Raw genomic sequence first — 24,990 nt, forward strand, 5'->3', positions numbered from 1 at the left:
CTCTGGACGCAGCCGCAGGCCCGCAACTAGGTTGAGCGCATTCACACTCGTCGGAGAGGTGGGGGCATGTCTCACGTGGTGGCAACAGGGGCCGGCAAGGCCATGATGGAGCGGCGGAACGATCCGACGCACGACTACATCCTCGGACTCACCGGCAAGGAGCGACCCCGGGTGCTCTTCGTCGGCACCGCCACGGGTGACGACGCCGCGTACATCGTGAGCTTCTACGCCACCTACGACTCCGACAGGTGCGCGCCGCATCACCTGCCCCTCTTCCACCGAGCGGTCGACGACCTCGCCGGTTTCGTGAAGGGATTCGACGTGATCCACGTCGGCGGGGGCAACACCGCGAACATGCTCGACGTGTGGAAGCGCCAGGGTCTCGACGAGATCATGCGCGAGATGTGGGAGGACCCCGACTCCAACGTGGTCTTCACCGGGGGCAGCGCCGGCGGTATCTGCTGGTTCGAAGGCGGGACCACCGACAGCTACGGCCCGACGCTTCAGGTGCTGCCTGAGGGACTCGGGTTCCTGCACGGCAGCTTCTGCCCGCACTACGACGCCGAGGACCAGCGCCGCCCGCTCTTCCACGCCTCCCTGTTGAGCGGTGAGCTCTCCACCGGGTACGCGGTCGGCAACCTCCAGTCGCTGCACTTCGAGAACTCCGCGTTCTTCACCGCGGTCAGCCCGGTCGAGAACCCCCTCGCCCTGCGCGTCGAGGCCGTCGACGGGAAGATCGTCGAGACCGAGCTTCCCACCACGCTGCTCACCGGGAGCGCCCCGATCGTGAGGGGGCCCTCGTCATGAACGACAACGTGTGGATCCTCATCGCCGAGCTGCTCGTCGTCATCGGCGCCATCTACATGGGCACTCGCACGAGCGGGATCGGATTGGGCGTCTGGGGACTGGTCGGCGTGGCCGTGCTCATCTTCTTCTTCGGAGAGGCCCCGGGCAACGCCCCGGTCGATGCGGTCTTCATCGTCATCACGGTGATCACCGCGGCCTCGACCATGCAGGCGGCCGGCGGCATCGACTGGATGGTGTCGGTGGCGGCGAAGGTCATCAGGCGTCGGCCGAGGTCGGTGGTCTTCCTCGCCCCGGCGATGTCGTTCCTGTTCACGGTCGGCGCCGGCACGGGCAACATCTTCTATCCGCTGCTTCCCGTCATCTACGACGTCTCGTATCAGCAGAAGATCCGCCCGGAGCGGGCACTCTCGGTCTCGGCCGTCGCCTCGCAGGTCGGCATCCTCTGCTCTCCTGTCTCGGCCGCGACCGCCTCGATGGTGGTGCTGCTGGCCCCGCAGGGCGTCGATCTCGGCGGGCTGCTGCTCATCATGTGGCCGGCGTCGATCGTCGGGCTGTTCGTCGCGGCGCTCGTCATGATGCGCCACGGCAAGGACCTGGAAGACGACCCCGAGTTCCAGCGGCGTCTCGCCGAGCACCAGATCACGCCGCCCGAGACCGACGCACACGAGAAGAAGCTGCCCCCCACCGCCGTGCTCTCGGCCTCGCTGTTCCTCGCCGGCGTCGGCGTGATCGTGCTCTTCGGCCTGTTCGAGAACCTGCGTCCGGTCATCGGCACCGACGACGCGGGCGATCCGGTGCGCCTGAGCGTCACGGTCATCATCGAGGTCGTGATGGGCATCATCGCCGCCCTCATCTTCGTCTTCTGCAAGGTGAAGGCGGCAGACGTGCCCAAGCAGCCCACCTTCCCCGCCGGTATCGTCGGCGCCATCGCCCTCTTCGGCATCGCCTGGTTGGCCAACACCTTCGTCGCCGCGAACCAGACCCTCATCGTCGATGGGCTCGGAGCCGTGGTCTCCGGATCGTCGGCGTTCCTGGGTGCACTGCTGTTCGCGCTGGCCCTCTTCGCGGTCGCGATGCTCACCACCAGCCAGTCGAGCGCGACGAACGCGATCGTGCCGATCGGCATCACGATCGGCCTGCCCGCCCCGCTCCTGGTGGGCCTGTGGCCGGCCGCGATGGGCATCTACACGCTGCCGGCCAACGGCAGTCAGGTCGCCACGGTGGCCTTCGACCAGACCGGCACGACCAAGATGGGGAAGTTCGTCTTCGACCACTCGTTCCAGCTGCCGAACCTCATCTACGTGGCTGTCGCGATCATCATCGGCGTGCCTCTGTCGTTCCTGTTCGCCTGAGCCGCCCCCGAAGACGTCACCTCGACGAGCCGCCGGGCGATATCGTAGGGACGGGACCTGGGGAGGTGCAGTGTCGTCTTTTGCCGTGCAACGGGACGGGTATCTGCCGCGGGTGTCGGCGCATGCGGTCAGCCGCCCCCGCCTGACGGCCGCGCTCGAGACCGCGTCACCGCTGACGCTGATGCGCTCCGCATCCGGGTCGGGCAAGACGACCGCCCTCGTGGAATGGGCGTCCGCCACCGCGTCCCACGTCGTGTGGATCACCGTCACCCCCGCCATCGCGACCGGAGACGCCCTCGCCGGCGCCCTGCTGCGGGCCCTGCCGGAGGCGGATCCCGCGCGCTCAGCCGCCGGAGAGGAAGGCTGGGCCGCCGTGACGGCACGGCTGCGCGCCGTCGATGCTCCTCTGGCCCTGGTGCTCGATGACGCGGCCGCGGTCGACCGCGAGGGCGTGTTCGCCCTGTGCCGTGCCGTGGCCACCGCCGCGATGACCCGGCTGATCGTCGCCACCAACCGCCCCAGTCCCTTCGACAGCGAGGGCCTCGACCTCGTGATCGACACGACGCTCATCTCCCCGAGAGCGCTCATGTTCGACACCGACGAGATCCGTCGTGCTCTCGACGTCGACGAGCACACGGCCGCCGCAACGCGAGAGGCGACGGGCGGCTTCCCCGCCCTCATCCGGGCTCTCGCGCTGCGCGGCGCCGCGGTGGATGCCTCATCGCTGCGCGCCGCGACCACCGTGATCGAGGACTACCTGCAGGATCGGCTCGCCGAATGCGCCTTCGATCCTCAGGCCCTGCAGGGACTGCTGCGGATCAGCGTCACCGACTCGGTCGACCTTCCCCTCGCGGTGGCGCTCACCGGCGACTCCGCGATCGCGAAGGCCCTCGACCAGGCCGAGATGTTCGGCTTCGGCCGCTGGTCTGCCGACGGACGCAGCAGCTTCGCCCTCACCCCCCTCACCCGAGGCATGCTGCGCCGTGAACTGCGCCGGACCTTTCCGGACGAGGTCGCTCTGCTGCGACGCGTCGCGGCAGAGGGGGCGGTGCGCCGCGACATGCCGCTCGAGGGGCTGCGCCTCGCGATGGAGGACGACGACCTGCGCCTCGCCACGCATGTGACGATGTCGGGGTGGAACCGCCTGCTCCACCGCGACCGGCATGCCGTCGTCGACCTGCTCGGCGACGTGCCGGTGTCACGGCTCAAGGAGGAGCCTCTCGTGGCCATGCTGCTCGGGATGTGTCTCAAGCCCAATCGCCTCCGCCGCCAGCGCGGGCTCCAGCTCCTGCGCATCGCGGTGGCGGCGGCGGACGCCCGTCGGACCACGCTCTCGGCGACGGAGCGGATCTTCATCTGGGCCGCCGAGAGCGCATCGCTGCGCGCCATCGGCCGACCCGAGCGCGCCGCCCAGGTGGCCGCACGCGCACTGGCCCTGTTCACCGAGACACCCGAGTCGCAATGGCAGCAGTACGCCTGCGACATGCCCCTCCTGTGCACCCACCTCGGCATCTCGCTCTATGACGGCGGACGACGAGACGACGCCGTTCACATCTGGGAGCAGGCGACGGCGCTCGCCGCCGCGCACGGCAACAAGAACGCCTTCCACGGCATCTGCCTCCTGGGCGGGGTCCACGCGCTGAACGGAGACCTGCCGGAGGCCAGGCACTATGTCGCCCTCATCCGCGACGGCGACTGGGATCCGGCGCTCCTCGACAGCTATCGGAGCACGTTCTACCATGTGGCCGAGGCGATGCTCGCGGTGGAGGACGGTGATCTCCCCGCGGCCAAGCAGCACATCCGCTTCTTCGAGCCGTACCGGGCGACGAGCGAGCACTGGACGACGATGGCCGCTGTCGAAGCATGGGTCGCTCTGCACGACGGTGAGCCCGCAGCGGGACTGGAGCGTCTGGAATCGTTCGTGCGTCTCCGGGGCAAGGAGGCGGCTACAGCCCACGTGCGCCAAGCGCTGTCTCAGCCGCGCGTTCTGCTGCACCTCGCCCTCGGTGACGTGAGCTCGGCCCGGAGCATCCTGCAGCGGGACGCGGTCGCCGATCGTTTCGGCACGGTCCTCAAGCGGGCGCGCCTGGCTCTCATCGACGGCAAGGCCGCCGACGTATCCCGGCTTCTGGGTCAGACCCGCCTGCGGCCCTCCACCGCCAGAGAACGCGCGGAAGCAGCGGCTGTGCACAGTGCCGCCCTGCACCGCGTCTCCTCCGCGGCCGCGCAACCCTCGAGCGAGGCGCTGAGCGTGCAGCTCATCGACCGGGGACTCACCACCCCGCTCGTGCTCCTGAGCGCCGAGGACTTCGGCGCCGTGCGGGCCGACCTCGACCCGACGGGCCGTGGGGCCTTCCCCCTGCGATCGGCGCTGCCGTCGTTCGCGACGCGGCCACGGCTGTCGTCTCGCGAGCAGATCGTGCTGCGGGCCCTGACCTCGGGCGCGTCTCTGCCGGCGATCGCGGACGAGCTGAACGTCTCGCAGAACACCCTCAAGACCCAGCTCCGCAGCATCTACCGCAAGCTGGGCGCCCACAACCGCGCCGAGGCGATGGAGCAGGCAGCGCGCCACGGTCTGCTCCCCGAGTGAGAGGGCGACCGAGCGAGACACCGCCCGGGAGACACAGAAGGCCTCGTCCGTCGCACGCGACAGACGAGGCCTTTCCTGTGACCGCTAGGACTGCGACCGGCGTCGACGCACGATCAGCAGCACGGCACCGCCGAGCAGCAGAGCGAACGCGAGCGCCAGCACCCACGGCGCCAGCAGTCCGCCGGTGAGGGCGAGCGGCGTCAGCACCGGGTTCTCGGTCGAGCTCTTCGGCGGCGTGATCGTCTCACCGCCGGGAGGTGTGGCCGAGCCCACGGCCGCGTTGCGCAGCGTCGCCCCTGCCGCGTCGGCGTGCACCGTCACGGAGTAGGTGATCGTGACACTCTCGCCCTCGGCGAGGCTGCCGGACCAGCGCAGCTGCGTTCCGTCCACGACGGGTGCGGCCACCGTGCGGTCGCCGATGACGGCGGTCGCACCGGGGCGGAGGTCGGCGTGCCGCAGCACTCCGGAGAGGTCATCCGCGATGGCGACGTCGCCCAGGCCCGTCTCACCGGTGTTGGTGCCGACCAGCGTGTAGGTGACGGTGCTTCCCGTGGCGACGGCCGTGCCCGAACCGGGATCGGCGGTCTTCGCGAACGTGAAGCCCGGGGTGCCGACCGGGTTCTCGGTCGTCACGGGCGGGGGCGTGATCTCCGCGCCACCGGGCGGGGTGGCGATTCCGGCGACCGTGTTCGCGATCGTCGCACCGCCGGCATCGCCGTTCACGGTCACCGAGTAGGTGATCGTGACGCGCTGACCCACGGCGAGCACGCCGGACCAGGTGAGCTCGTCACCCTCCACGACAGGCTCCAGAGCGGGTCCGTCGATCACGGTCGCTGCGGCATCGTCGTTGTAGGCGGCGTGGGCGAGAACACCCGACAGGTCGTCGGTGATGCGCACGGGCGACAACGCCGTCTCACCGGTGTTCACACCGGTCACCGTGTAGGTGATGACGCTGCCGGGGTCGACCCGGGTCCCCGAGGCGGGGTCTGCCGTCTTGCGCAGCTCGAAGCCGGGCTCGTTGACAGGGTTCTCGGTCGTCGCGGGAGGCGTCTCGATCGGAGGCACCCCACCCGGCGGGGTCGCCGAGCCGGAAGCCGAGTTCTCGAGGATCGTCCCGCCGGCATCCGCGTGCACGGTCACCGAGTACGTGACGGTGACGGTCTCGCCGACCTGGAGGACGCCCGTCCACGAGAGGCGATCGCCGGCCACCGCGGGAGCGGTCGTCTCGGCGGCACCGATCGTGGCGGTCGCGTCGCCGTTGTAGTCGGCGTGAGCGAGGACGCCGGAGAGGTCGTCCGTGATCGCGACAGGATCGAGGACCGTCTCGCCGGTGTTCACACCGGTCACCGTGTAGGTGATGACGCTGCCGGGGTCGACTGCCGTACCCGCTGCCGGGTCGGCGCTCTTCGACACCGAGAATCCGGGCACATTGACGGCGTTCGTCGTGGTGCCGGGCGGCGGGGTGATGACCGAGCCTCCGGGCGGGGTCGCGGTCGCACTCGCGCTGTTCTCGATCACGGAGCCCACACCGTCGGCCCCGACCGTCACGGAGTACGTGACGATGACGGTCTGACCGACCGCGAGTGCGCCGGACCAGCCGAGCTTCGCGCCGTCGACAGCCACCGCACCGGCGGGCTGCCCGCCGATCACGGCCGCGGCATCGCCGTTGTACGACGCGTACGGCAGCACCTGGGAGAGGTCGTCCGTGATCTCGACCGGGTCGAGAACGGTCTGGCCGGTGTTGACGGCGGTCAGCGTGAAGGTGAGCACGTCACCGGGATCCACGGCCGTGCCCGCTTCCGGGTCGACCGTCTTCGCGAACGTGAAGCCGGGCTCGTTGACCGGGTGCTCCGTGGTCGACGGCGGCGGCGTGATCGGCGTGCCCGGCGTGGTGGGGCTGTCGGGGTCGCTCGGGTCCGTCGGGATCAGCGGAGTCGCCGAACCGGTCGCGGTGTTGGCGATCGTCTCGCCGCCGGCGGTCGGGTCGACCTTCACCGAGTAGGTGATGACCACGTCCTGGCCGGGAAGCAGCACGCCGCTCCATGCGAGGGCACCGTCTGCCACGCTGACGTCGCCGCGGGTGGCCGTCACGTCGTCGTTGTACGACGCGTGCGCCAGCGCACCGCGCAGGTCATCGGCGATCGAGGCCGGGTCGAGCACGGTGTCACCCGTGTTGCGGCCGGTGACGGTGTAGGTGATCACGCTGCCGGGGTCGACGCGCGTACCCGTCTCGGGGTCGGCCGACTTCGTGACCGTGAAGCCGGGGGTGGCCACCGGGTGCTCCGTGGTCGAAGGCGGCGTCGTCACCGGGGTGCCGGGCGTGGTGGGGCTGTCCGGGTCCGTCGGGTCGGTCGGGATGAGGGGCGTTCCCTCGCCCGTGACGGTGTTGCGCAGCAGCACGCCGGTCGCGTCCTCGTCGACCGTCACCGTGTAGGTGATGTCGACGCGGGCGCTGGGCGCGAGCGCTCCTGTCCAGGTGAGCGTGGTGCCGGCGAGGTCGACCGCACCGGTCGAGGCCGACACATCGCCGCCGTACTGGGCGTGTGCGAGCACCGCCGACAGGTCGTCGACGATCGTCGCCGGGTCGAGTGTCGTGTTACCGGTGTTGACGCCCGAGATCGTGTACGTGATCGTGTCACCCGCGCGCACGGCGGTGCCGGAGGCGGGGTCGGCGGACTTCGTCACCTCGAAGCCGTTGTCGACGACCGGGTGGTTCGTCTCCACGGCCGGCGGGACGATCGGCGTTCCGGGGGTCGTGGGGCTGTCGGGGTCGCTCGGGTCGACCGGGATCCGAGGAGTGGCCGTACCGGTGGCGACGTTGTTCAGCAGCGCCTGCTTCACGCCCGCGTCGACGGTCACCGTGTAGCGGATGGTGACCGACTCGCCCCGGGGCACATCGCCGGTCCAGGTCAGCGTGTTGGCGGTGACGGCGACCGAGCCGCGGTCGGCGGTGACGTCGTCGTTGTAGGCGGCGCTGTCGAGCACGCCGGAGAGGTCGTCCACGATCCGGGCCGGGTCGAGGTCGGTGTCGCCGGTGTTGGTGCCGGTGATCGTGTACGTGACGGTGTCTCCAGCGGAGACGGCCGTGCCCGAGGCGGGATCGGCGGACTTGCTGATCGTGAAGCCCGACCCGATGACCGGGTGCTCGGTGGTCGCGGTCGGCGGGACGATCGGCTCGCCCGGCACCTGCGGCCCGGTGGGGTCGCCCGGGTTCGGTGTCGTCGGAGTGGCCGTGCCGCTGACGGTGTTCTGCAGGACCTCACCCGAAGACGCCGCATCCACGGTCACGGAGTAGGTGATGGTCACGGTCTGCCCGGGCTGGAGCGCGCCGGTCCAGGCGAGGTCGTCGCCGGTGATGGTGGCCGCCCCCGTGGTGACGGGCGTGCCGTCGATCGAGGTGGTGACGTCGGAGTTGTACGCGGCGTGCGCGAGCACACCCGAGAGGTCGTCGGCGATCGAGGCCGGGTTCAGCACGGTGGCGCCGGTGTTGGTCCCGGTCACCGTGTACTCGATGGTCTGTCCCGGCTCCACGACGGTGCCGGCGGCGGGGCTGGAGCTCTTGGCGACGGTGTAGCCCGCGACGGGGTGCTCGGTCGTGACGGCGGGGGGATCGATCGGGGGGAGACCGCCTGGAGGGGTTCCCGAGGCGGTGACGCTGTTGGCGATCCGCTCTCCTTCGACACCGGCGTCGACGATCACCGAGTAGGTGACGGTGAGCACCTGACCGGGCTCGAGTGCGCCGGTCCAGGCGAGGTCGTCGCCCGTGACGGTCGCAGCGCCCGAGGCGACGGGCTGTCCATCGATCTTCGTGGCGACATCACCCTGGTACTCGGCGAACGCGAGCACGCCGGACAGGTCGTCGGTCACGCTGACGGGGTCGAGGCGCGTGTTGCCCGTGTTCTCCGCCTCGACGGTGTAGGTGAGGCGCTGACCGGCGTGCACGGCGACGCCGGCTGCGGGGTCGGACGTCTTGCGCAGCGCCAGGTCGGGCGCGAGGCGCACGTTCGTGAACGTGCAGGTGACATCCGTGCCGAGCGAACCGGCAGGCTGCTTCACCTCACCCGATGCCGTCACGGCCACCGGGATCGTGGAGCCGTTGGAATTGACCTGCACGCAATCCAGGGACTCGGCGTAGCGGGTGCGGTCCGTGGTTCCGGATGCGGCCTCGGAGAGGCGGAAGGTGTCGCCCTGGTTGGTGAACACCGGTCCCGCGTAATCGGGCTGCAGCCCCGTGCGCTCACCGCGCGTGGTGGCGTCGGTCTGCGCGACCTGGTATCCGGCCGGCGACTGCACGCGCAGCGCGAACTGGTCGGTGGCGGCGTGACGCCCCTCGGGAAGGTCCTTCTTCAGGGTGAGGGTGTTCGGGAAGGTGCAGCTCGCCATGTCGGTGGGCGAGAAGCCGGGGGTCGACGTCGAATTGACGGTCAGCCCGCGCGGAAGATCGACCTCGATGATCCTCGGATCGCTACCGGCGACCGACACGAAGATGTGCCCGAGGTTACCGAAGGCGATGCCGTTGCCCTGCACACCGGCACCCATGTTGTGGACCTGCTTGGCCTCGATGGTCGCGTTGCTCGGCACGAGCGAGGTGGGAAGGTCGGACGAGTAGATGACGTTGTCCGCCACGAGCACGAGCTGACCCGAGGCACTGAAGGCCATGTCGCCGTTGGCGCCGAACGCGGTGCTGTCAGCGGTCGGGCGGAGCGTGCCGACCTGCACGTAGGCCTGCGGCGTGACGCTCTCGTTCCAGGCGTACAGGTTGATGGCGCCGTCGACGGAAGTACCGCTGGCGAAGTAGTAGACGCCGGTCACCGGGTGCACAGCACCACGGAGCACAGAAGAGTTGAGCGTGAACGTCGTGCGGCTCGTGGAGTCGGTCACGCGATCGTGCTTGGCGAGCACCTTCGAGCCGGCGGCGTTGGTGACCGTGTACGCGTACCGGCCGCTGGACGAGATACCGAGAGCGTTGTTGGAGTAGTCGAGCCCGATCGTGGAGGAGCCCAGCGTGCCGCCGTCGCCCGGTGCACCCTGCTCCTTCACCGTGAACTCGCGCACCTCGGTGGCGTTCTGCACGTACACCGCGCCCGGTGTGCACAGGAACGGACTAGCCGCGGCCGCAGGCGCGGCCGTCAGCGTCCCGCCGACGAACACCATCGACGACGCGACGAGCGCCGTGCTCACGGCGCCGCCGATCAGTTTCCTTGCACGGCCCCGCCAGCGGCTCTGCCGCTCGGACGGAAGGCCATCGGCTGTGTGGTCCTTGCGGGCAACACGAAACCCCATGACTGTCTCCCCATTCATCGCTTCACCGCTGCGCGTTCGCACGCGGAAGCCCCCGCCCCCTCAGGCGACCGCCGAGCGTCATTCGGGCATGACGAACTCGATCCGGGACAAGTCCAGCCTGCCCGGCCCCCGACACGCGGCCCCGCCGATCCCGGAGAATTCACCCCGCCTTTTCACCCCACGCAGAAGGGGCGCACCGATGACTCGGTACGCCCCCGGCCCCGAGGGGCCTACTGGCGCGAGCCGATCTCGTCTATCGGACGCGTGCGCATGGTCGCCGTGGTCCCGATCCACATCGCCACGAGGGCCAGCGCGCCCATCCCTGCGATGATCGCCAGTGATCCGAGCCCGGGCAGCACGGGCAGCGGCTGCCCTGAGATGCCCATGCTCATGCCGATCAGCGGAGGCAGGGCGACGACCACCCCGAACACCATGGCGATCACCGCGACGAGCACGGCTTCGATCCGCATCATCGAGCGCACCTGCCCTCGCGACGACCCGATCAGCTGCAGCAGTGCCAGTTCGCGCGAGCGCTCGCCCGTCGCCATCACGAGGGTGTTCACCACGGCGATCGCGATGTACCCGAGGATCACCAGCAGCGCGATGAGACCCGTCCACCCGTTCTGGGACTGCGTGGCCGCGCCGGCGGCCTCCTGCACCGAGCGGTCGCTCACCAGCAGGCCGCGCGCGCCCAGCACAGCACGCACCTCGTCCGATGCGCCCTCTTCGACCGTGACGAGTGCGAAGGAATCGAGACCGGTGGTGGTGTGCGCCCTGACCGCGTCGGCGGCCATGGCGAGATCGCCGAATCCGAGACCCCGCTCGTACACCGCGACGACCGTCGCCTCGAAGGGCGAGCCGTCGCCGAGATGCCCGACGACGGTGCCGCCGATGCCGACCCCGAGCACCTGCGCGGCATCCGTGCTCACCGCGACCGTGGTGGTGCCGTCGAGTTCCGCCAGCGACCCCTCCCGCACGCGCAGATCCAGGGCGTGCGCGACGCTTCGGGGATCCAGGCCCTGCAGCACGTGCTCCGTGCGCTCGAGCTTGCCCTCCAGGTCGTGCGAGTCGAGCACCGCCGTGCTCAGCGCGACCCCCGATGCCTCGCCCACCCCCGGGGTCTCGCGGATCGCGTCGACGGCCTCAGGCGAGAGACCCGTGGGTGCCGTCACGCGCAGGTCGGCGATGACACCGGCACTGGCCTGCGTCGCCGCCTCCGCCGCGATGATCGACGGCGCACCGATCTGCACGAGCCCCAGCCCGATTCCGAGGGCGATCGGCAGGATAGCGGAGGCGAGGCGCCTGCTGTTCGCCGCAGCGTTCGCGGAGGCGAGGAATCCCGCGGATGACATCCGGCGCAGCACGGTTCCGATCAGTCGGACGCTCAGCGACACCAGCCACGGTCCGAGCACCGCGAGTGCGATGATCAGCAGCATGACAGCGCCACCGGCAGCACCGGCGGCGATCTGCCCGCGCACCACGAGCGGCACGGTCGACACCGAGATCCCTGCGGCGGCCAGCACGATTCCGGTGATGATGCGCGGCAGGCCGATGGCCGGAGCACCCGTCGTCGACTCCCGCAGAGCCTCGACGGGATCGAGCTTCGCCACCCGAGACGCCGCGATGCGCGCGGCGCCCCAGGCGGAGGCGAGCACGAGCAGCACGGCTCCGACCGCGGGGAGCGGGCCGACGGCCAGCGCGAAATCGCCGGGGATCACGCCGGCTGCCACGAAGGCCGACTGCAGCACGCTCGAGAGCAGGTATCCCGGCGCGAGTCCCAGCAGCACGGCGACCACCGAGACCCACAGCACCTCACGGGCGACGAGCGCATGCACCTGGGACGGACTCGCCCCGACCGCCCGCAGCAGCGCGTAGTCACGACGTCGCGACTGTACCGACAGCGACAGGGTGCCCGCCACGATGAACATCGCCACGAGGATGCACGTGCCGACGAATGCGCTGCCGATGGACACGAGCGTCGACCGAGCGGCACCGGAGTCGAGGAACTCGACGTCTCCTCGACTGTCGCCGGTGCGGGCGCTCAGGCCGGGGAATGCCTCGCGGATCGCGGTCGCCGTCTGCTCGGGATCTGCCCCGGAGACGAAGACGCCGAGCGCCTGTGCAGCGCCCTCGTGCGGGTCGAGCTCGTCGATGCGATTCTCGCTGAGGAACACGTGCGAGGCCCGCTCCGGCGCCTGGGGAGCGACGACCTCGCCGACGACGCGATACTCCGACGGCACGCCACCGTGAGCCAGGACGACCGTGTCGCCCACGGCATGCCCGCTTCCGGCGGTGACGACGACCTCGTCCGCTGCGGCGGGCTCCTGCCCTTCTCGCAGCTCGAAGCCCGTGAGTGCAGTGGCCGGCCAGGGGTGCGCCTCGATCACCGCGGATCCGGCATCCGCGGCATCCGCTCCCGCATCCTGCCGCACGAGCGGGATGGTGACATCGACAACGACGCGGTCGACTCCGGGGAGGGCGGCGATGTCGCGCACCGCGTCAGCGGGCAGCGGCACGCGCTCCCGCAGCGGAACCGGCAGATCCTCCGGCACATCCACCTGCTGCGGTGCACCGACCACCACGTCGACCGCGGCGTAGCGCTCGGGTGCCAGCCCTCCGCGCATGCCGGACTCGACGAGCACCCCGAGCCCCGTCACGAGCGCGCTCGCGACGAACACGGCCACCGCCACCCCGACGAAGCTGCCACGGTGGTGACGAAGGTCAGCACCGACGAGTCGACCCAAGCCCAGAGACGCCGACATCACCATTCCCCCAATGCGCTCATGCGGTCGTTGATCTGGGCCGGGTCGGCGCCGTCGAGGTATCCGGCGAAGGCTCCGTCGGCGAGGAAGATCACCCGATCGGCGTGCGAGGCGACCACCGGGTCGTGCGTCACGACCACGACCGTCTGGTCCAGCTCCCTCGCGGTGTGGGCGAGCAGGTCGAGAACCTGCTTGCCGGAGCGCGAGTCGAGCGCGCCGGTCGGCTCGTCGCCGAACACCACGTGGGGCCGGGTGATGAGCGCGCGTGCGATCGCCACCCGCTGCTGCTGACCGCCGGAGAGCTCGGAAGGACGGCGACGACGGTACTCGGTGAGGCCCACGGCGTCGAGGAGGAAATCGAGCCACCGGGCTTCGAGCCGGCGATTGCCGAGCCGCAACGGCAGGGTGATGTTGTCCTCGACGTCGAGGGCCGGCAGCAGGTTGTACGCCTGGAACACGAAGCCCACGTGATCGCGCCGGAAGGCTGTGAGCTGTCGCGCCTTCAGCCCCGAGATCTCGGTCCCGCCGAGGTGCACGGTGCCGTTGCTCGGCCGGTCGAGTCCGGCGGCACTGTGCAGCAGCGTGCTCTTGCCCGACCCGGAGGGGCCCATGATCGCGGTGAACGTGCCCTTCGCGATGGCGAGGTCGACGCCCCGCAGAGCCGTGACGCGGCTGGCGCCTGAGCCGTAGGTCTTGACGACGGACTGCAGCCGCAGCGCTTCGGAGGGCCGCGCGTCGACGGCGGGGGCGAGTGTTGTGAAGGTCATGATTCGACGCTAGGGACGGCCGATGCCGCACCCCATCCCGCCCGCTGCCGCATCGATGGTGGTGCTGGCTATACCGTGCCGCCACGAGCCCTCGGGCAGACTGTGAGAGTGAAGGACGGATGGATGCGCCGCTGGCTGCGTGCGTGGGGGTATCTGGCCGTCGAGGCCGGAGTCTCGATCGCCTCGGTGGTGTTCCTCTGCCTGGGGATCGTCCTGCTTCCCTTCATGGCCCTCACCGGCGGCGTGCTGGTGATGCCCGAGGCCGTGCAGGGCCTGCACCGATGGACGGATCTGAACCGTCGCCGCGTCGGCGCCTACCGGGGCGTGGAGCTGGCGCCGATCGGCCATGTGCTTCCGCCGGGGTCGACCATCGACGATCGTCTGCGCTTCGCGTTCTCGCGCGCCACCGGCCGCGACGTGCTGTGGCTCGCGGTGCAGGGGCTGCCCGTGCTGTTCGTGTCACTGCTGACGATCTCGCTCCCCATCGCCGCGGTCAACACCCTCGCCATCACCTACTACTGGCAGTTCGCACCCGCCGATGATCCGGTCGGTTCGGTCTATCCGGTCACATCGTGGGAACTCGCGGCGACGCAGCCTCTGCTCGCGCTCGGGTATGCGATCGTCGCGGCGTTCCTGATCCCCGCGGTCGCAGGGCTGGTGTCGTTCGTGTCGGCGAAGCTCCTCGCGACCCCCGAGAAGTCGCGCCTCGCCGCCCGTGTCGATGCCCTGACCCTCAGCCGTGCCGCGGCGCTCGACGCCCACGCGGCCGAGCTGCGCCGCATCGAGCGCGACCTGCACGACGGCGCGCAGAACCGCCTGGTGAACGTGGTGATGATGCTCGGGATCGCCGAGCGCGCCCAGGAGACCGGGGGCGACGTGCTCGAACCGCTGCGGCGAGCGCAGGATGCGGCGACCGATGCGCTCGCCGGGCTCCGCCGCACGGTGCATGACATCTACCCGCCGATCCTCGACGAGCTGGGTCTGGAAGGGGCGCTGACCTCGCTCGCCGGGCGCAGCGTCGTGCCGTGCACGATCGAGGCGGACGAGGTCGGACGCGTGCCCGCGGCCGTCGAATCGGCCAGCTACTTCGTGGTGGCCGAGGCCCTCACGAACGTCAGCAAGTACAGCGAGGCGACGCGCGCCGCGGTGCGGGTCGTGCGCGAGGGCGAGATCCTGCGCATCACGGTCGAGGACGACGGCGTGGGCGGAGCCGTCGAGCGTCCCGGTGGCGGGGTGGCCGGCATCCGTCGCCGCATCGAGGCCTTCGAGGGTGCGCTGGAGCTGACGAGCCCTGTCGGCGGACCCACCATCCTGAGAGCGGAGCTGCCATGCGGATCGTGATCGCCGAAGACGACACCCTGCTGCGCGAAGGGCTGGCCCTGCTGCTGCGCAGCGAGGGGTTCGAGGTGGTGGCGGCCGTCGACAACGCCGAGGCGTTCCTCGCACGGCTCGACGAGGCGGATGCCGCGGTGGTCGATGTGCGCATGCCGCCCACCTTCACGAGCGAGGGGCTCAAGGCTGCCGCCGAAGCCCGTGCCCGCCGCCCCGGCTTCCCCGTGCTGGTGCTGTCGGCGTATGTCGAGGACCGCTACGCCGGTGAGCTGCTGGCGGCCGGAGCCGACGGACTCGGCTACCTGCTCAAGGAGCGCGTGGGCAAGGTCGCCTCCTTCGTCGACGCCCTGCATCGCGTGGCGGCCGGCGGCACGGTGATGGATCCCGAGGTCATCTCGCAGCTGATGAGCAGGCGTCGCGCCGACGACCCGGTGCAGACGCTCACCCCCCGCGAGCGCGAGGTGCTCGGGCTCATGGCCGAAGGCCTCGACAACGGCACCATCGCCGAGCGACTCTTCGTGACCGAGACCGCGGTGAGCAAGCACATCGGCAACATCTTCGCCAAGCTCGGCCTCGCCTCCAGCGACAGCGGCCACCGGCGCGTGCTCGCCGTGCTCGCCTACCTGCGCAGCTGACCGCGTCCCGCGCCCCGCGCCCCCAGCCTCGAGACCCACGCCCATCGCCGATACCCACCGGCGCGGACGCACGCGGGCGTGGGTCTCGACGCGCGCGATGGGTCTCGATGCTTGCTCTCGGAAAAACAAGCCCAGTAATCGGTGTTGCTAAGTACTGGTACTCAGTGTTACTTTGTACCGGTACTCGGCAACACTGAGTACCAACCGACACGAAAGGGGAACCCGATGGGCAAGCAGATGACCGAGATGCTCAAGGGCACTCTGGAGGGCATCGTCCTGGCCCTCCTCGCCGAGCAGCCCGCGTACGGGTACGAGATCACCACACGGCTGCGCGCGCACGGGTTCACCGACACCGCCGAGGGCACCATCTACGCGCTCCTCGTGCGCATCGAGCAGAAGAACCTCGTCGACGTCGAGAAGGTCCCGAGCGAGAAGGGGCCGCCCCGCAAGGTGTACACCCTGAACGCGCAGGGCCGGCAGGAGCTCGAGGAGTTCTGGAAGACCTGGGACTTCCTCGCGCAGCGCATCGCGCAGCTGAAGCAGACCCACACCGACAACAAGAGCAACACCCAGAGCAAGGAGAACTGATCATGGCCGCGAAGTGGATCGAAGCGCTCACCGGATCGCTCGAGGAGAAGAAGCAGTACAAGCAGGCCCAGGCCCGCATCAACGCCCTGCCCGAGCCCTATCGCGAGGTCGCGAAGGCCCAGCAGCGCTACAACATGTACTACGGCGGCGTCACCGACGGCGACATCATCGTGCAGATGTTCCTCGACATCGCCGACCTGTGGGAGCGGGCCGCGATCGATGGCACCCCCGTCAGCGCGATCGTCGGCGACGACCCGGTCGAGTTCGCCGAGAACTACGCGGCGGCCTACGGCGGGCGGCAGTGGATCGACAAGGAGCGCACGCGTCTCATCAAGGCGTTCGACGACGCGAAGAAGAAGGAGCAATCATGACGGATGCAGCCATCTCGGTGCGCGGCATCGAGAAGTCGTACAGAGATCTGCACGTGCTGCGCGGCGTCGACTTCGAGGTGGAGAAGGGCAGTATCTTCGCCCTCCTCGGCTCGAACGGCGCCGGCAAGACCACCGTGGTGCGCATCCTCTCCACCCTGCTGAAGTCGGATGCCGGAACCGCGACCGTGCAGGGCATCGATGTCGCCGCGAACCCGGTGGGCGTGCGTGAGCGCATCAGCCTCACCGGACAGTTCGCCGCGGTCGACGAGATCCTCACCGGACGCGAGAACCTCGTGCTGGTCGCGAAGCTGCGGCACCTGCCAGACGCCGGGAAGGTCGCCGACGACCTGCTGGAGACCTTCCGCCTGACGGATGCCGGCGCCCGCAAGGTCGGCACCTACTCCGGCGGCATGCGTCGCCGCCTCGACATCGCGATGAGCCTGGTCGGACACCCCGAGGTCATCTACCTCGACGAGCCGACCACGGGCCTCGACCCCGAAGCCCGCATCGAAGTGTGGGGCGTGGTCAAGGAACTCGCGAACACGGGCACGACCGTGCTGCTGACCACGCAGTACCTCGACGAGGCCGAACATCTGGCCGACCGCATCGCGATCCTGCACGAGGGCCGCATCATCGCCGGCGGCACGCTCGCCGAGCTGAAAAAGCTGCTCCCGGCCGCGAAGGTCGAGTACGTCGAGAAGCAGCCCACTCTGGAGGAGATCTTCCTCACCCTCGTCGGCACCACGTCCAAGAAGGAGGATGCGGCATGACCATGCACTTCGCCGCCGACACGGCGACACTCACCGGCCGCTCCATGCGGCACATCTTCCGCAGCCCCGACACGATCATCACCACGGCGGTCACCCCGATCGCGCTGATGCTCCTCTTCGTCTACGTCTTCGGCGGTGCGCTCCAGCAGAGCACCGGCACCGACAACTACGTGAACTACCTGCTCCCCGGCATCCTGCTCATCGCGATCGCCTCGGGCATCGCGTACACGGCGTTCCGGCTGTTCACCGACATGCAGAGCGGCATCTTCGAGCGGTTCCACTCCATGCCGATCGCCCGATCGAGCGTGCTGTGGGCGCACGTGCTCACGTCGCTGACGGCGAACGCCATCACGCTGGCGATCATCTTCGGCGTCGGATTCCTGATGGGTTTCCGCACCGGGGCGAGCTTGTGGGCCTGGCTCGGAGTGATCGGCATCCTGATGCTGTTCACCCTGGCACTCACCTGGCTGGCGATCATCGCGGGTCTGAACGCCAAGACGGTCGACGGCGCGAGTGCGTTCTCCTACCCGCTGATCTTCCTGCCGTTCATCAGCTCGGCGTTCGTGCCGACCGACACCATGCCGGCTCCGGTGCAGTGGTTCGCCGACAACCAGCCCGTCACCTCGATCGTCAACACCGTCCAGGCGTTGTTCGCCGAGAAGCCCGTCGGCTCCGACATCTGGGTAGCCCTCGCCTGGTGCGTCGGCATCCTCGTGGTCGCCTACGTGTTCGCGATCATCTCCTACCGGAAGAAGGTCAGCTGATCTTCACCCAGCGAGACGGGACGCTCCGACCGGGTCACTCGACCCGGCCGGGGCGTTTCGCCGCGCTCGGATGCTCCTCCCGACGCCGAGAGCTCCGCTCCGGAGTGCGCTGACGCTCAGACCGTGCGCAACGCCGAGGTGGGCGACAGCCGCGCGGCACTGATCGCCGGATACAGCCCCGCGATCACGCCGACCACCAGCGCCACGAGCGGGCCGCCGACGAGCACCACGAGGGGTATCGTCGCCGCCTGCCCCTGGATGCCGGCGTAGACGAACACACCCGCGGCACCGAGCAGCAGCCCGGCCAGGCCCCCCAGGCCGCCGAGCACGATCGCCTCCGCCACGAACTGACCCGCGATCTGACCCGAGCGCGCGCCGAGCGCCCGTCGGAGTCCGATCTCGCCGCGCCGCTCCAGCACCGCCACCACCATGGTGTTCGCGATGCCGATCCCTCCGACCAGCAGAGCGATCGCCGCAAGTCCGACCGCGAGGCCGGACAGCGAGTCATCCGCGGTGTCCCGCGCCCCGGCGAGGTCGCCGAGTCCGGTCACCTGCACATACGGGGACGACGGATTCGCCGCACGGGCGATCGCATCACGGACCTTCTCGCCCGTGCCCCCGTCGGTCATGCGCACGTAGATCGAGGCGATCGTGTCATCGTCCTTCGCCGACACGTGCTCGGCCGCCCAGTGATCGCCGAGGAACGCGCTCGCGTCGATCGATTCGGCGAGTCCCGCCGAATCGAGGATCCCGATCACGGTGTACCACTGCTCGCCGATCCACACCCGCACACCCGGCTCCGTGATGCCCATGCGCGCAGCCGCAGCCGCCCCCAGCACGGTCACCGGCAGCGAGCGGTCGGTCTCGTCGAACCACGACCCCTTCGCCACCGATCCCTCCACCGACGACAGGAAGTCGGGACTCGCCGCATACGCCGTCAGTCCGTTGCCCTGGCTCTTCGGCATGAGGTCGTTGCGGTACACGCCCGTGCCGTCCGGCACCTTCTCGAGCACCCCGACCTGCTCGACCCCCTTCACCCGTTCGATCATGCCCGCGGCCGTCTCCGGCAGCGCGACCGGCTTGTTGTCCGGCCCGTAGCCCGGCTGCACCACGATCATGTTGGCGCCGAGCGCATCGAGCTTCGCCAGCAGCTCGGCCTGATTCGAGGCGGCGATGCCGGTGATCGCGGTGAGTGCCGCGATGCCCACAGCGACGCCGAGCGCCGACAGTGCCGTACGCATCTTGCGGCTGCGTGGTCCGATGAGCGCCGTGCGGATGCTGTCCGCAGCGCTCAGCCGCGGCATCCGCTCTCCCCTCCGCCTCATGCCGCGACCTCTTCCTTCTCTGGTGAGCCGGTGTCGCTCACGATGCGCCCGTCGTGGATGCTGACCTGCCGCTGCGTGCGCTCGGCGATGTGCGGATCATGCGTGATGATCACGACCGCGGTACCGGCGCCCGCGATCGAGGTGAGCAGCTCGAGGATGTGCTCGCCCGTCGTCGAGTCGAGCGCGCCCGTGGGCTCATCGGCGAAGAGCACCGACGGGTTCCCGACGATCGCCCGGGCGATCGCGACCCGCTGCTGCTCGCCGCCCGAGAGCTGACCCGGCCGGTGCTTCATCCGAGCGCCGAGGCCGACCCGCTCCAGGGCCGCAGCCGCCCGCACCGAGCGCTCCGTCGCGGGGACTCCCGAATAGAGGAGCCCGAGTGCGACGTTGTCGAGCGCACTGAGCGCCGGCAGCAGGAAGAACTGCTGGAACACGAATCCGATGCGGCGAGCGCGCAGGACCGCCCGGTCTCGTTCGGCGAGGACTGCGGCATCCGTCCCATCGATCAGCACGGTGCCACTGGTGGGGTCGTCGAGGGTTCCCATGATCGAGAGCATCGTGCTCTTTCCCGATCCGGATGCTCCGACCACGGCCACCAGCTCGCCGCTCTCGATCGCGAGGCTCATGCCGTGCAGCACGCGCAGCGGCGGGCTGCCCGGGTACTCCTTGATCACGTCGACGAGCTCGACCACGGTGTCCGGCGTCATCGCGCCACCACCACGGCATCGCCGGCGGCGAGGTCGCCGCCCGTGACCTGCACCTTGGTGTCGGCGATCAGTCCGACCTCCACGGCGACGCGCACGATCTTGCCGCCCTTGCGCAGCACGTCGACCGCGTAGCCTCCGTCGGTCGTCGCGACCAGGGCGGTCACCGGCACGACCAGGGCGTCCTTCACCTCGGAGGTGGCGAACACGACCTTGACCGCACGCAGCCCGATCCCCTCCGCCACAGCTGGGTCGTCGAACTCGACGTTCGCGGTGGCCGGCGTGGTCTCCCCCTCCTTCTCGGTCGGCTGACCGCCCGGGTCGACGGCGGTCACCGTCGCCGGCACCTCCGTGCCGTCCGGGAGGACCACGGTCACCCGGGTCGCGGGCAGGATCTCACGCGCTTGCGCATCGGTGAGCTTGGCGACGACCCGCAAAGTGGTGCTGGTGTACTTCAGTGGACTCGTGCCCGCCGGGTCGCCCAGCTGCGCCGTGACCGACTCGACACGCACCGAAGAGGCGGTGATCGCGACGACGTCGCCCAACTTCACGATGCCGTCCTGCGGCACGCCGAGCGACTTCTGCCAGGCCTTGACGTTGGTCTCGGTGACCGCGGTGAACTCGTCGTCCACCGTCAGGTTCCTGCCGAAGCCGAGGTCGGCGAGAGCCTGCTCGAGCTGTCGGACATCGGGACCCTTGTCGACGCCGACGCCGAGGTCGCGCCAGAATGGGCGGTCGCCGCGCATCGCGATCACGGGCCTCCCGTCGACCTCGTAGATCGCCTGGCCGACACCGATCACATCTCCCGCAGTCGGCAGGCGCGTGATCGTTCCACCACGACCCGGCAGGGCGATCGACGCGCCGTAGCTCAGGGTTCCGTTCAGTCGCAGATCGGAGGTGAGCGTCGTGAGCTCGGCCTTCGCGGTGACCGGCTTCTTGCCGTCATCCGGAGACTCGGCGACCGAGCTCCACGGCTGCAGCACCGCCAGCGCCACTGCGGCGGCCACGAGCAGGACCCCGACCGGCACCAGCACCTTCGTCAGTCGGCGGCTCATTCGTCGCCTCCGGAGGGGATGGTGGACGCTGCCGCGAACATGCCGTCGAAGAACTCCCCCATCAGCGCGAACCAGTCGAAGTCAGCCGCCTCGATGCTCTCCTGCGTGAACATGGGCGGCATCTCTCCCGTGGTCTCCGCGCACGCCTCGAGAAGGGTGCGCGCCTCGTCTTCGGTGATGCCCGTGGGCAACGTGAGCATGCCGTCGGCGTCGGGATCGGCGAAGTCGGTGAAGCCGTTCTCCCTGGCGCACGAGGCGAACGCGAGTCCTGCCTCGGTGAGCTCCTCGGGAGAGATCATCTGGGTCTGCGCCCCTTCCTTCATCGAGACGTCGGGCTCCGGCTGGGTGAACTCGGGGACCTCCTGCTCGCAGGTCTCCCAGGCGGCGCGCTGGCCACCCTCCTCCGGATAGCCGGATGCCGCGGTCGAGGCGAGCCACGCGCCGTCGTCGTCGGAGAAGAACATCGTCATGGGCATCTCCTCGCCTTCGCCGACGCTGATCGAAGCGGAGCTGTCGCTGAGCGTGCCCATGGATCCCCCGCCGTCGACATCCGGCATCAGCAGACCCACCTGGCCGCCTTCGAGGATCTTCGCCGTCTGGCCTTCGTCGGTCAGGCAGGTCACGAACCGGGCAGCGGCCGCATCGTTCGCGCCGTCCTTCGCCTTGTCATCTCCGGAGGGGGCGCTGCAGGCCGAGAGCGCGAAGAGCGCGAAGACAGCGGGCATCACCACCATGGAACGGCGTGCTTTCGAGTCGAACATGACTTTCCCTTTCTCGCGGTCGCAGTTCATCCGCGACGTGCAGTCAGTTCTACGGATGCGCTGGTTTGCTGGGGGTATGACGCCGCCTAACCGGAAACTAACCGCGCAGCGCGCACCCTCGGAGACGGGAGGTGCCATGCGACTGCTGCTGGTGGAAGACGAGGTCGATCTGGCCGACACCCTCGCCGATGGCCTGCGCCGCGAGGGCTACCTGGTGGATGTCGCACGCGACGGGGCGAGCGCCCTGACCGCCGCCGCGTCGAACGATGTGGACGTGATCGTGCTCGACCGTGACCTACCGGTGCTGAGCGGCGATGCCGTATGCCGCACACTCGTGGCGCAGGAGTATCCGGCGCGCATCCTCATGCTCACCGCGGCCGGCACTCTCAACGACCGCGTCGAGGGTCTCGATCTCGGCGCCGACGACTACCTCGCCAAGCCGTTCGCGTACGTCGAGCTGCTGGCCCGCCTGCGCGCTCTCGGTCGCCGCGGACAGTCGACGCGGGCGAGTGCGGTCCTGGAGTTCGCGGGCGTGCGCCTCGACGTCGTGCGCCGCATCGTGGAGCGGGACGGCAGCCCGATCCGGCTCACGCTCAAGGAGTTCGGGGTGCTCGAGACGCTGCTCGCCGCGGAGGGCGGCTACGTCAGCGCCGACGATCTGCTCGACGAGGTGTGGGACGAACCTCTCGAGCGCACCCGTGGCGTGGTCAAGATCGTGGTGCACACGCTGCGACGCAAACTCGGCTCACCCGCGGTCATCCACTCCGCGGCGGGGCACGGCTATCGAGTGGGGACGCAATGAGACGCATGAGCTTCCGCACCCGACTGGTGATCATCATCGCCGGAGTCTTCATCGCCGCGGGCGCCGCCCTGCTCACGGTGCAGTATCTGGTGGTGCAGTCGCTGTTCGCCTCCGCGATCAACACGACCGCAGCGACCTGCGTGCCGTCGATGTCGATCACTCAGATCTCGCAGGAGGCAAGCGCGACCGACCCCGAGGGCGTCTCACCCTTCACCGGCAGCAGCACGCTCCTCTACGGGGACAGCAGCACCGGATGCGCGTACTTCGCAGAGACCGCCGATGCCGCCGGGCTCCCGGCGGCCACTCCGATGCAGACGGTGACGATCGACGCCGTCGAGGGCGCGGTGCTGCAACAGTCGACGTTCCTCGCGGATGAGGTCGGCGGCGGGCTGCTGTTGTGGTCGGTCGTGGTGCTCGTGGCCTTCACCGGTGTCGCCGCCGCGATCGCGTTCTGGCTCGCGCGACGCTCCCTCGACCGGATCGGGGAGGTCACCGCCGCGGCGCGGGACATCTCGGAGCGCGACCTCGGGCGCCGCCTCGACCTGCCTGGTCCCGACGACGAGATCAAGGAGCTGGGCGACACGATCGACGGGATGCTGGACCGGCTGCAGTCGGCGTTCACCGCGCAGGATCGCTTCGTGGCGAACGCCTCGCACGAGTTGCGCACCCCGCTCACCACGACCAGGACGGCCCTGGAGATCCCGCTCGAACAGGGCGCGGTGCCGGCAGACCTGCAGGCGAACATGCAGCGCGCCCTCCGCGCCACCGAGCAGAGCGAGCGCCTCATCACAGCCCTGCTCTCCCTCGCCCGAGCCCGCACCGGGCTGGACGAGGTCGAACCCGTCGAGCTGCGCACCCTCATCGAGGACGAGGTCGAAGACCTCGGCGCCGGGGAGATCGCGGTGCACGCGAATCTGCGCGAGCTCACGGTCGATGGCGACACGGTGCTGCTGGCCAGGGCCGTGCGCAACCTGCTCGAGAACGCCATCCGCCACAACGTGCCGGATGGCGAACTGTGGGTGCGGTGCCGACGCGAGCGTGGTCGTGCCATCATCGAGGTCGAGAACACCGGGGCGCCGATCACTCCCGCCACCGTGGAGCTGCTCACCGAGCCGTTCTATCGTGGCGACGCGAGCCGCACCTCCACCGGCCCCGACGGCACCGGGCTGGGGCTCGCGATCGTGCAGAGCATCGCGAAGACCCACGGCGGCGAAGTTCGCCTGCGGGCCCGCAAGGGCGGCGGCCTGATCGCCGCGATCGTCCTCCCGCTCTGAGACCGTCGTACCGGCGCCGGAACGCAGAAGCTCCGGTCGCACTTCCTGCCGCCCGGCGGACCGGGAAGCGGCAGCACGTGCGACCGGAGCGAACCTCTGAGAGGCGTGTGCGTGAGGCCGGTCAGCTGGTGACGGTCCAGTCGAACTGGTCGCCGTACTGCTTCAGCCATGCGTCGACGGCATCCGCTTCCTTGCCCTCGCCGTACTCGTTGACCACGAGGTCCTCGAGCGCGCCATACTGCTCGTCGTCGAGCTTGATCTTCTCGATCAGCTCTGCAGCCTCGGGGAACTCCTCGGCGAAGCCCTTGGTACCCAGGAAGTGCAGGCCCTCGGCCTTGCCCATCGCGCCCTTCGGGTCTTCGAGGTCCTTCACGGGGAAGGCGTCGTTGGCCCAGAACGGACGCCACAGCGTGACGACGATGTCCTCCTGCTTGTCGGTCGCGGTCTTCAGCTCGGTGAGCATGGCCGCGGTCGACGAGGTGACCAGCTCGTACTCGCTGTCGAGTCCGTACTCGGGCATCATCTTCTGGGTCTGCGCGGTGAGTCCCGCACCCGGCTCGATGCCGTAGATCTTGCCGTCGAACTCGGAGCCCTTGCCCACGAGGTCCTCGATCGAGGTGAGCTCGGAGTACTCCGGCACCGCGAGCGTGAGCTTGGCGTTGTCGTAGTACTTGCCCAGGTCCTCGATGTCGTCGCCGTACTTCTCCATGTACGTGGCGTGGGTGAGCTCGGGCCAGGCCGACGGGTACATGTCGACGTCACCCTGCGCGAGGCCGGTGTAGAGCGGGCCCGCCTCGGTGAGCGTCTTCATCTCGACCGTGTAGCCGATCTTCTCGAGCTGGTCCTGCAGCAGGTATGCGGTGCTCAGGCCGTCGGTCCACGAGGGCAGGAAGCCCAGGGTGATCGTGCCCTTGTCGTCGGCGTTGCTGTCGCCGCCCGTGCCACCGGCGCCGTCACCGCTGCATCCCGCGAGGGTGAGGGATGCCGCGATGCCGACTGCTGTGATTGCGAGGATCTTCTTCTTCATGTGATTTCTCTCTCTCGGTTC

19 protein-coding genes are annotated in these 24,990 nt (G+C 69.6%); 11 read left to right on the top strand and 8 right to left on the bottom strand.

Features of this window, described 5'->3' with window-relative positions; translation table 11 throughout:
• Positions 1–66: 66 nt before the first annotated feature.
• The 3 genes from F6W70_RS16075 (at position 67) to F6W70_RS16085 (ending at position 4,749) form a co-directional block, all read left to right on the top strand.
• On the top strand, positions 67–807 hold the full coding sequence (locus tag F6W70_RS16075; protein WP_151487326.1) for a Type 1 glutamine amidotransferase-like domain-containing protein: 741 nt from the start codon (positions 67–69) through the stop codon (positions 805–807).
• A complete protein-coding gene (locus F6W70_RS16080) occupies positions 804–2,159 on the top strand; it encodes an anaerobic C4-dicarboxylate transporter family protein (RefSeq protein WP_055875729.1) in 1,356 nt (451 codons plus the stop codon). The genes F6W70_RS16075 and F6W70_RS16080 overlap by 4 nt, the downstream gene beginning before the upstream one ends.
• 70 nt (positions 2,160–2,229) lie before the next feature.
• The gene (locus tag F6W70_RS16085; protein WP_318278927.1) at positions 2,230–4,749 is read left to right on the top strand and encodes a helix-turn-helix transcriptional regulator; all 2,520 of its coding nucleotides are present in this window, start codon (positions 2,230–2,232) and stop codon (positions 4,747–4,749) included.
• Positions 4,750–4,833: 84 nt separating this feature from the next.
• On the opposite strand, the gene F6W70_RS16090 is transcribed toward F6W70_RS16085, so the two are convergent.
• The 3 genes from F6W70_RS16090 to F6W70_RS16100 form a co-directional block, all read right to left on the bottom strand.
• On the bottom strand, positions 4,834–10,032 hold the full coding sequence (locus tag F6W70_RS16090) for a beta strand repeat-containing protein (protein WP_318278928.1): 5,199 nt from the start codon (positions 10,030–10,032) through the stop codon (positions 4,834–4,836).
• Positions 10,033–10,262: 230 nt separating this feature from the next.
• The gene (locus F6W70_RS16095) at positions 10,263–12,794 is read right to left on the bottom strand and encodes an ABC transporter permease (RefSeq protein WP_170287943.1); all 2,532 of its coding nucleotides are present in this window, start codon (positions 12,792–12,794) and stop codon (positions 10,263–10,265) included.
• Positions 12,794–13,561, bottom strand: coding sequence for an ABC transporter ATP-binding protein (locus F6W70_RS16100; RefSeq protein WP_151487329.1), 768 nt, complete (start codon positions 13,559–13,561; stop codon positions 12,794–12,796). The genes F6W70_RS16095 and F6W70_RS16100 overlap by 1 nt, the downstream gene beginning before the upstream one ends.
• A gap of 108 nt (positions 13,562–13,669) precedes the next feature.
• Here F6W70_RS16100 and F6W70_RS16105 point away from each other — a divergent pair, with 108 nt between their 5' ends.
• From F6W70_RS16105 to F6W70_RS16130, 6 genes are all read left to right on the top strand, one after another.
• A complete protein-coding gene (locus F6W70_RS16105; RefSeq protein WP_318278929.1) occupies positions 13,670–14,902 on the top strand; it encodes a sensor histidine kinase in 1,233 nt (410 codons plus the stop codon).
• Positions 14,890–15,528 (top strand): response regulator, encoded by a 639-nt coding sequence (locus F6W70_RS16110; protein ID WP_151487330.1) that lies wholly within the window; start codon positions 14,890–14,892, stop codon positions 15,526–15,528. Before F6W70_RS16105 ends, F6W70_RS16110 begins: the two co-directional genes overlap by 13 nt.
• A gap of 225 nt (positions 15,529–15,753) precedes the next feature.
• Positions 15,754–16,116 carry a PadR family transcriptional regulator gene (locus F6W70_RS16115; RefSeq protein ID WP_055871877.1) on the top strand — a complete coding sequence of 121 codons (363 nt, stop codon included), beginning with the start codon at positions 15,754–15,756 and terminating at the stop codon, positions 16,114–16,116.
• 2 nt (positions 16,117–16,118) lie between these two features.
• Entirely contained in the window at positions 16,119–16,487 is a 369-nt protein-coding gene (locus F6W70_RS16120) for a DUF1048 domain-containing protein (protein WP_017830056.1), read from the top strand.
• Entirely contained in the window at positions 16,484–17,257 is a 774-nt protein-coding gene (locus F6W70_RS16125) for an ABC transporter ATP-binding protein (RefSeq protein ID WP_151487331.1), read from the top strand. The genes F6W70_RS16120 and F6W70_RS16125 overlap by 4 nt, the downstream gene beginning before the upstream one ends.
• Entirely contained in the window at positions 17,254–18,021 is a 768-nt protein-coding gene (locus F6W70_RS16130; protein ID WP_055875710.1) for an ABC transporter permease, read from the top strand. Before F6W70_RS16125 ends, F6W70_RS16130 begins: the two co-directional genes overlap by 4 nt.
• A gap of 116 nt (positions 18,022–18,137) precedes the next feature.
• Here the strand turns inward: F6W70_RS16130 and F6W70_RS16135 are convergent, their stop codons facing one another.
• From F6W70_RS16135 to F6W70_RS16150, 4 genes are read right to left on the bottom strand one after another with little or no spacing between them, the layout of a single operon-like run.
• Entirely contained in the window at positions 18,138–19,325 is a 1,188-nt protein-coding gene (locus F6W70_RS16135) for an ABC transporter permease (RefSeq protein ID WP_170287944.1), read from the bottom strand.
• A 17-nt stretch (positions 19,326–19,342) separates the two neighbouring features.
• Positions 19,343–20,053 (bottom strand): ABC transporter ATP-binding protein, encoded by a 711-nt coding sequence (locus tag F6W70_RS16140; RefSeq protein ID WP_151487333.1) that lies wholly within the window; start codon positions 20,051–20,053, stop codon positions 19,343–19,345.
• Entirely contained in the window at positions 20,050–21,105 is a 1,056-nt protein-coding gene (locus F6W70_RS16145; RefSeq protein WP_151487334.1) for a peptidoglycan-binding protein, read from the bottom strand. The genes F6W70_RS16140 and F6W70_RS16145 overlap by 4 nt, the downstream gene beginning before the upstream one ends.
• The gene (locus F6W70_RS16150; RefSeq protein ID WP_127481471.1) at positions 21,102–21,830 is read right to left on the bottom strand and encodes a hypothetical protein; all 729 of its coding nucleotides are present in this window, start codon (positions 21,828–21,830) and stop codon (positions 21,102–21,104) included. Before F6W70_RS16150 ends, F6W70_RS16145 begins: the two co-directional genes overlap by 4 nt.
• Positions 21,831–22,002: 172 nt before the next feature.
• Here F6W70_RS16150 and F6W70_RS16155 point away from each other — a divergent pair, with 172 nt between their 5' ends.
• Both F6W70_RS16155 and F6W70_RS16160 read left to right on the top strand, forming a co-directional pair.
• Entirely contained in the window at positions 22,003–22,668 is a 666-nt protein-coding gene (locus F6W70_RS16155; protein ID WP_055871851.1) for a response regulator transcription factor, read from the top strand.
• Between the two features lie 5 nt (positions 22,669–22,673).
• Positions 22,674–23,942, top strand: a complete 1,269-nt coding sequence (locus F6W70_RS16160) for a sensor histidine kinase (protein ID WP_170287945.1) — start codon at positions 22,674–22,676, stop codon at positions 23,940–23,942.
• Between the two features lie 121 nt (positions 23,943–24,063).
• Here the strand turns inward: F6W70_RS16160 and F6W70_RS16165 are convergent, their stop codons facing one another.
• The gene (locus tag F6W70_RS16165; RefSeq protein ID WP_055871845.1) at positions 24,064–24,969 is read right to left on the bottom strand and encodes a glycine betaine ABC transporter substrate-binding protein; all 906 of its coding nucleotides are present in this window, start codon (positions 24,967–24,969) and stop codon (positions 24,064–24,066) included.
• Positions 24,970–24,990 lie beyond the last annotated feature (21 nt).

This window comes from Microbacterium maritypicum, from assembly GCF_008868125.1.
Lineage (GTDB): Bacteria > Actinomycetota > Actinomycetes > Actinomycetales > Microbacteriaceae > Microbacterium > Microbacterium maritypicum.

Excerpts from the sequence above, each read along its gene's own strand:
- F6W70_RS16115 (WP_055871877.1), top strand. The coding sequence starts at position 15,754 with ATGGGCAAGCAGATGACCGAGATGCTCAAGGGCACTCTGGAGGGCATC.
- F6W70_RS16165 (WP_055871845.1), bottom strand. The coding sequence starts at position 24,969 with ATGAAGAAGAAGATCCTCGCAATCACAGCAGTCGGCATCGCGGCATCC.
- F6W70_RS16135 (WP_170287944.1), bottom strand. The coding sequence starts at position 19,325 with ATGCCGCGGCTGAGCGCTGCGGACAGCATCCGCACGGCGCTCATCGGA.
- F6W70_RS16090 (WP_318278928.1), bottom strand. The coding sequence starts at position 10,032 with ATGGGGTTTCGTGTTGCCCGCAAGGACCACACAGCCGATGGCCTTCCG.
- F6W70_RS16125 (WP_151487331.1), top strand. The coding sequence starts at position 16,484 with ATGACGGATGCAGCCATCTCGGTGCGCGGCATCGAGAAGTCGTACAGA.
- F6W70_RS16110 (WP_151487330.1), top strand. The coding sequence starts at position 14,890 with ATGCGGATCGTGATCGCCGAAGACGACACCCTGCTGCGCGAAGGGCTG.
- F6W70_RS16075 (WP_151487326.1), top strand. The coding sequence starts at position 67 with ATGTCTCACGTGGTGGCAACAGGGGCCGGCAAGGCCATGATGGAGCGG.
- F6W70_RS16150 (WP_127481471.1), bottom strand. The coding sequence starts at position 21,830 with ATGCCCGCTGTCTTCGCGCTCTTCGCGCTCTCGGCCTGCAGCGCCCCC.
- F6W70_RS16145 (WP_151487334.1), bottom strand. The coding sequence starts at position 21,105 with ATGAGCCGCCGACTGACGAAGGTGCTGGTGCCGGTCGGGGTCCTGCTC.
- F6W70_RS16160 (WP_170287945.1), top strand. The coding sequence starts at position 22,674 with ATGAGCTTCCGCACCCGACTGGTGATCATCATCGCCGGAGTCTTCATC.
- F6W70_RS16140 (WP_151487333.1), bottom strand. The coding sequence starts at position 20,053 with ATGACGCCGGACACCGTGGTCGAGCTCGTCGACGTGATCAAGGAGTAC.
- F6W70_RS16130 (WP_055875710.1), top strand. The coding sequence starts at position 17,254 with ATGACCATGCACTTCGCCGCCGACACGGCGACACTCACCGGCCGCTCC.
- F6W70_RS16080 (WP_055875729.1), top strand. The coding sequence starts at position 804 with ATGAACGACAACGTGTGGATCCTCATCGCCGAGCTGCTCGTCGTCATC.
- F6W70_RS16100 (WP_151487329.1), bottom strand. The coding sequence starts at position 13,561 with ATGACCTTCACAACACTCGCCCCCGCCGTCGACGCGCGGCCCTCCGAA.
- F6W70_RS16095 (WP_170287943.1), bottom strand. The coding sequence starts at position 12,794 with ATGTCGGCGTCTCTGGGCTTGGGTCGACTCGTCGGTGCTGACCTTCGT.
- F6W70_RS16155 (WP_055871851.1), top strand. The coding sequence starts at position 22,003 with ATGCGACTGCTGCTGGTGGAAGACGAGGTCGATCTGGCCGACACCCTC.
- F6W70_RS16120 (WP_017830056.1), top strand. The coding sequence starts at position 16,119 with ATGGCCGCGAAGTGGATCGAAGCGCTCACCGGATCGCTCGAGGAGAAG.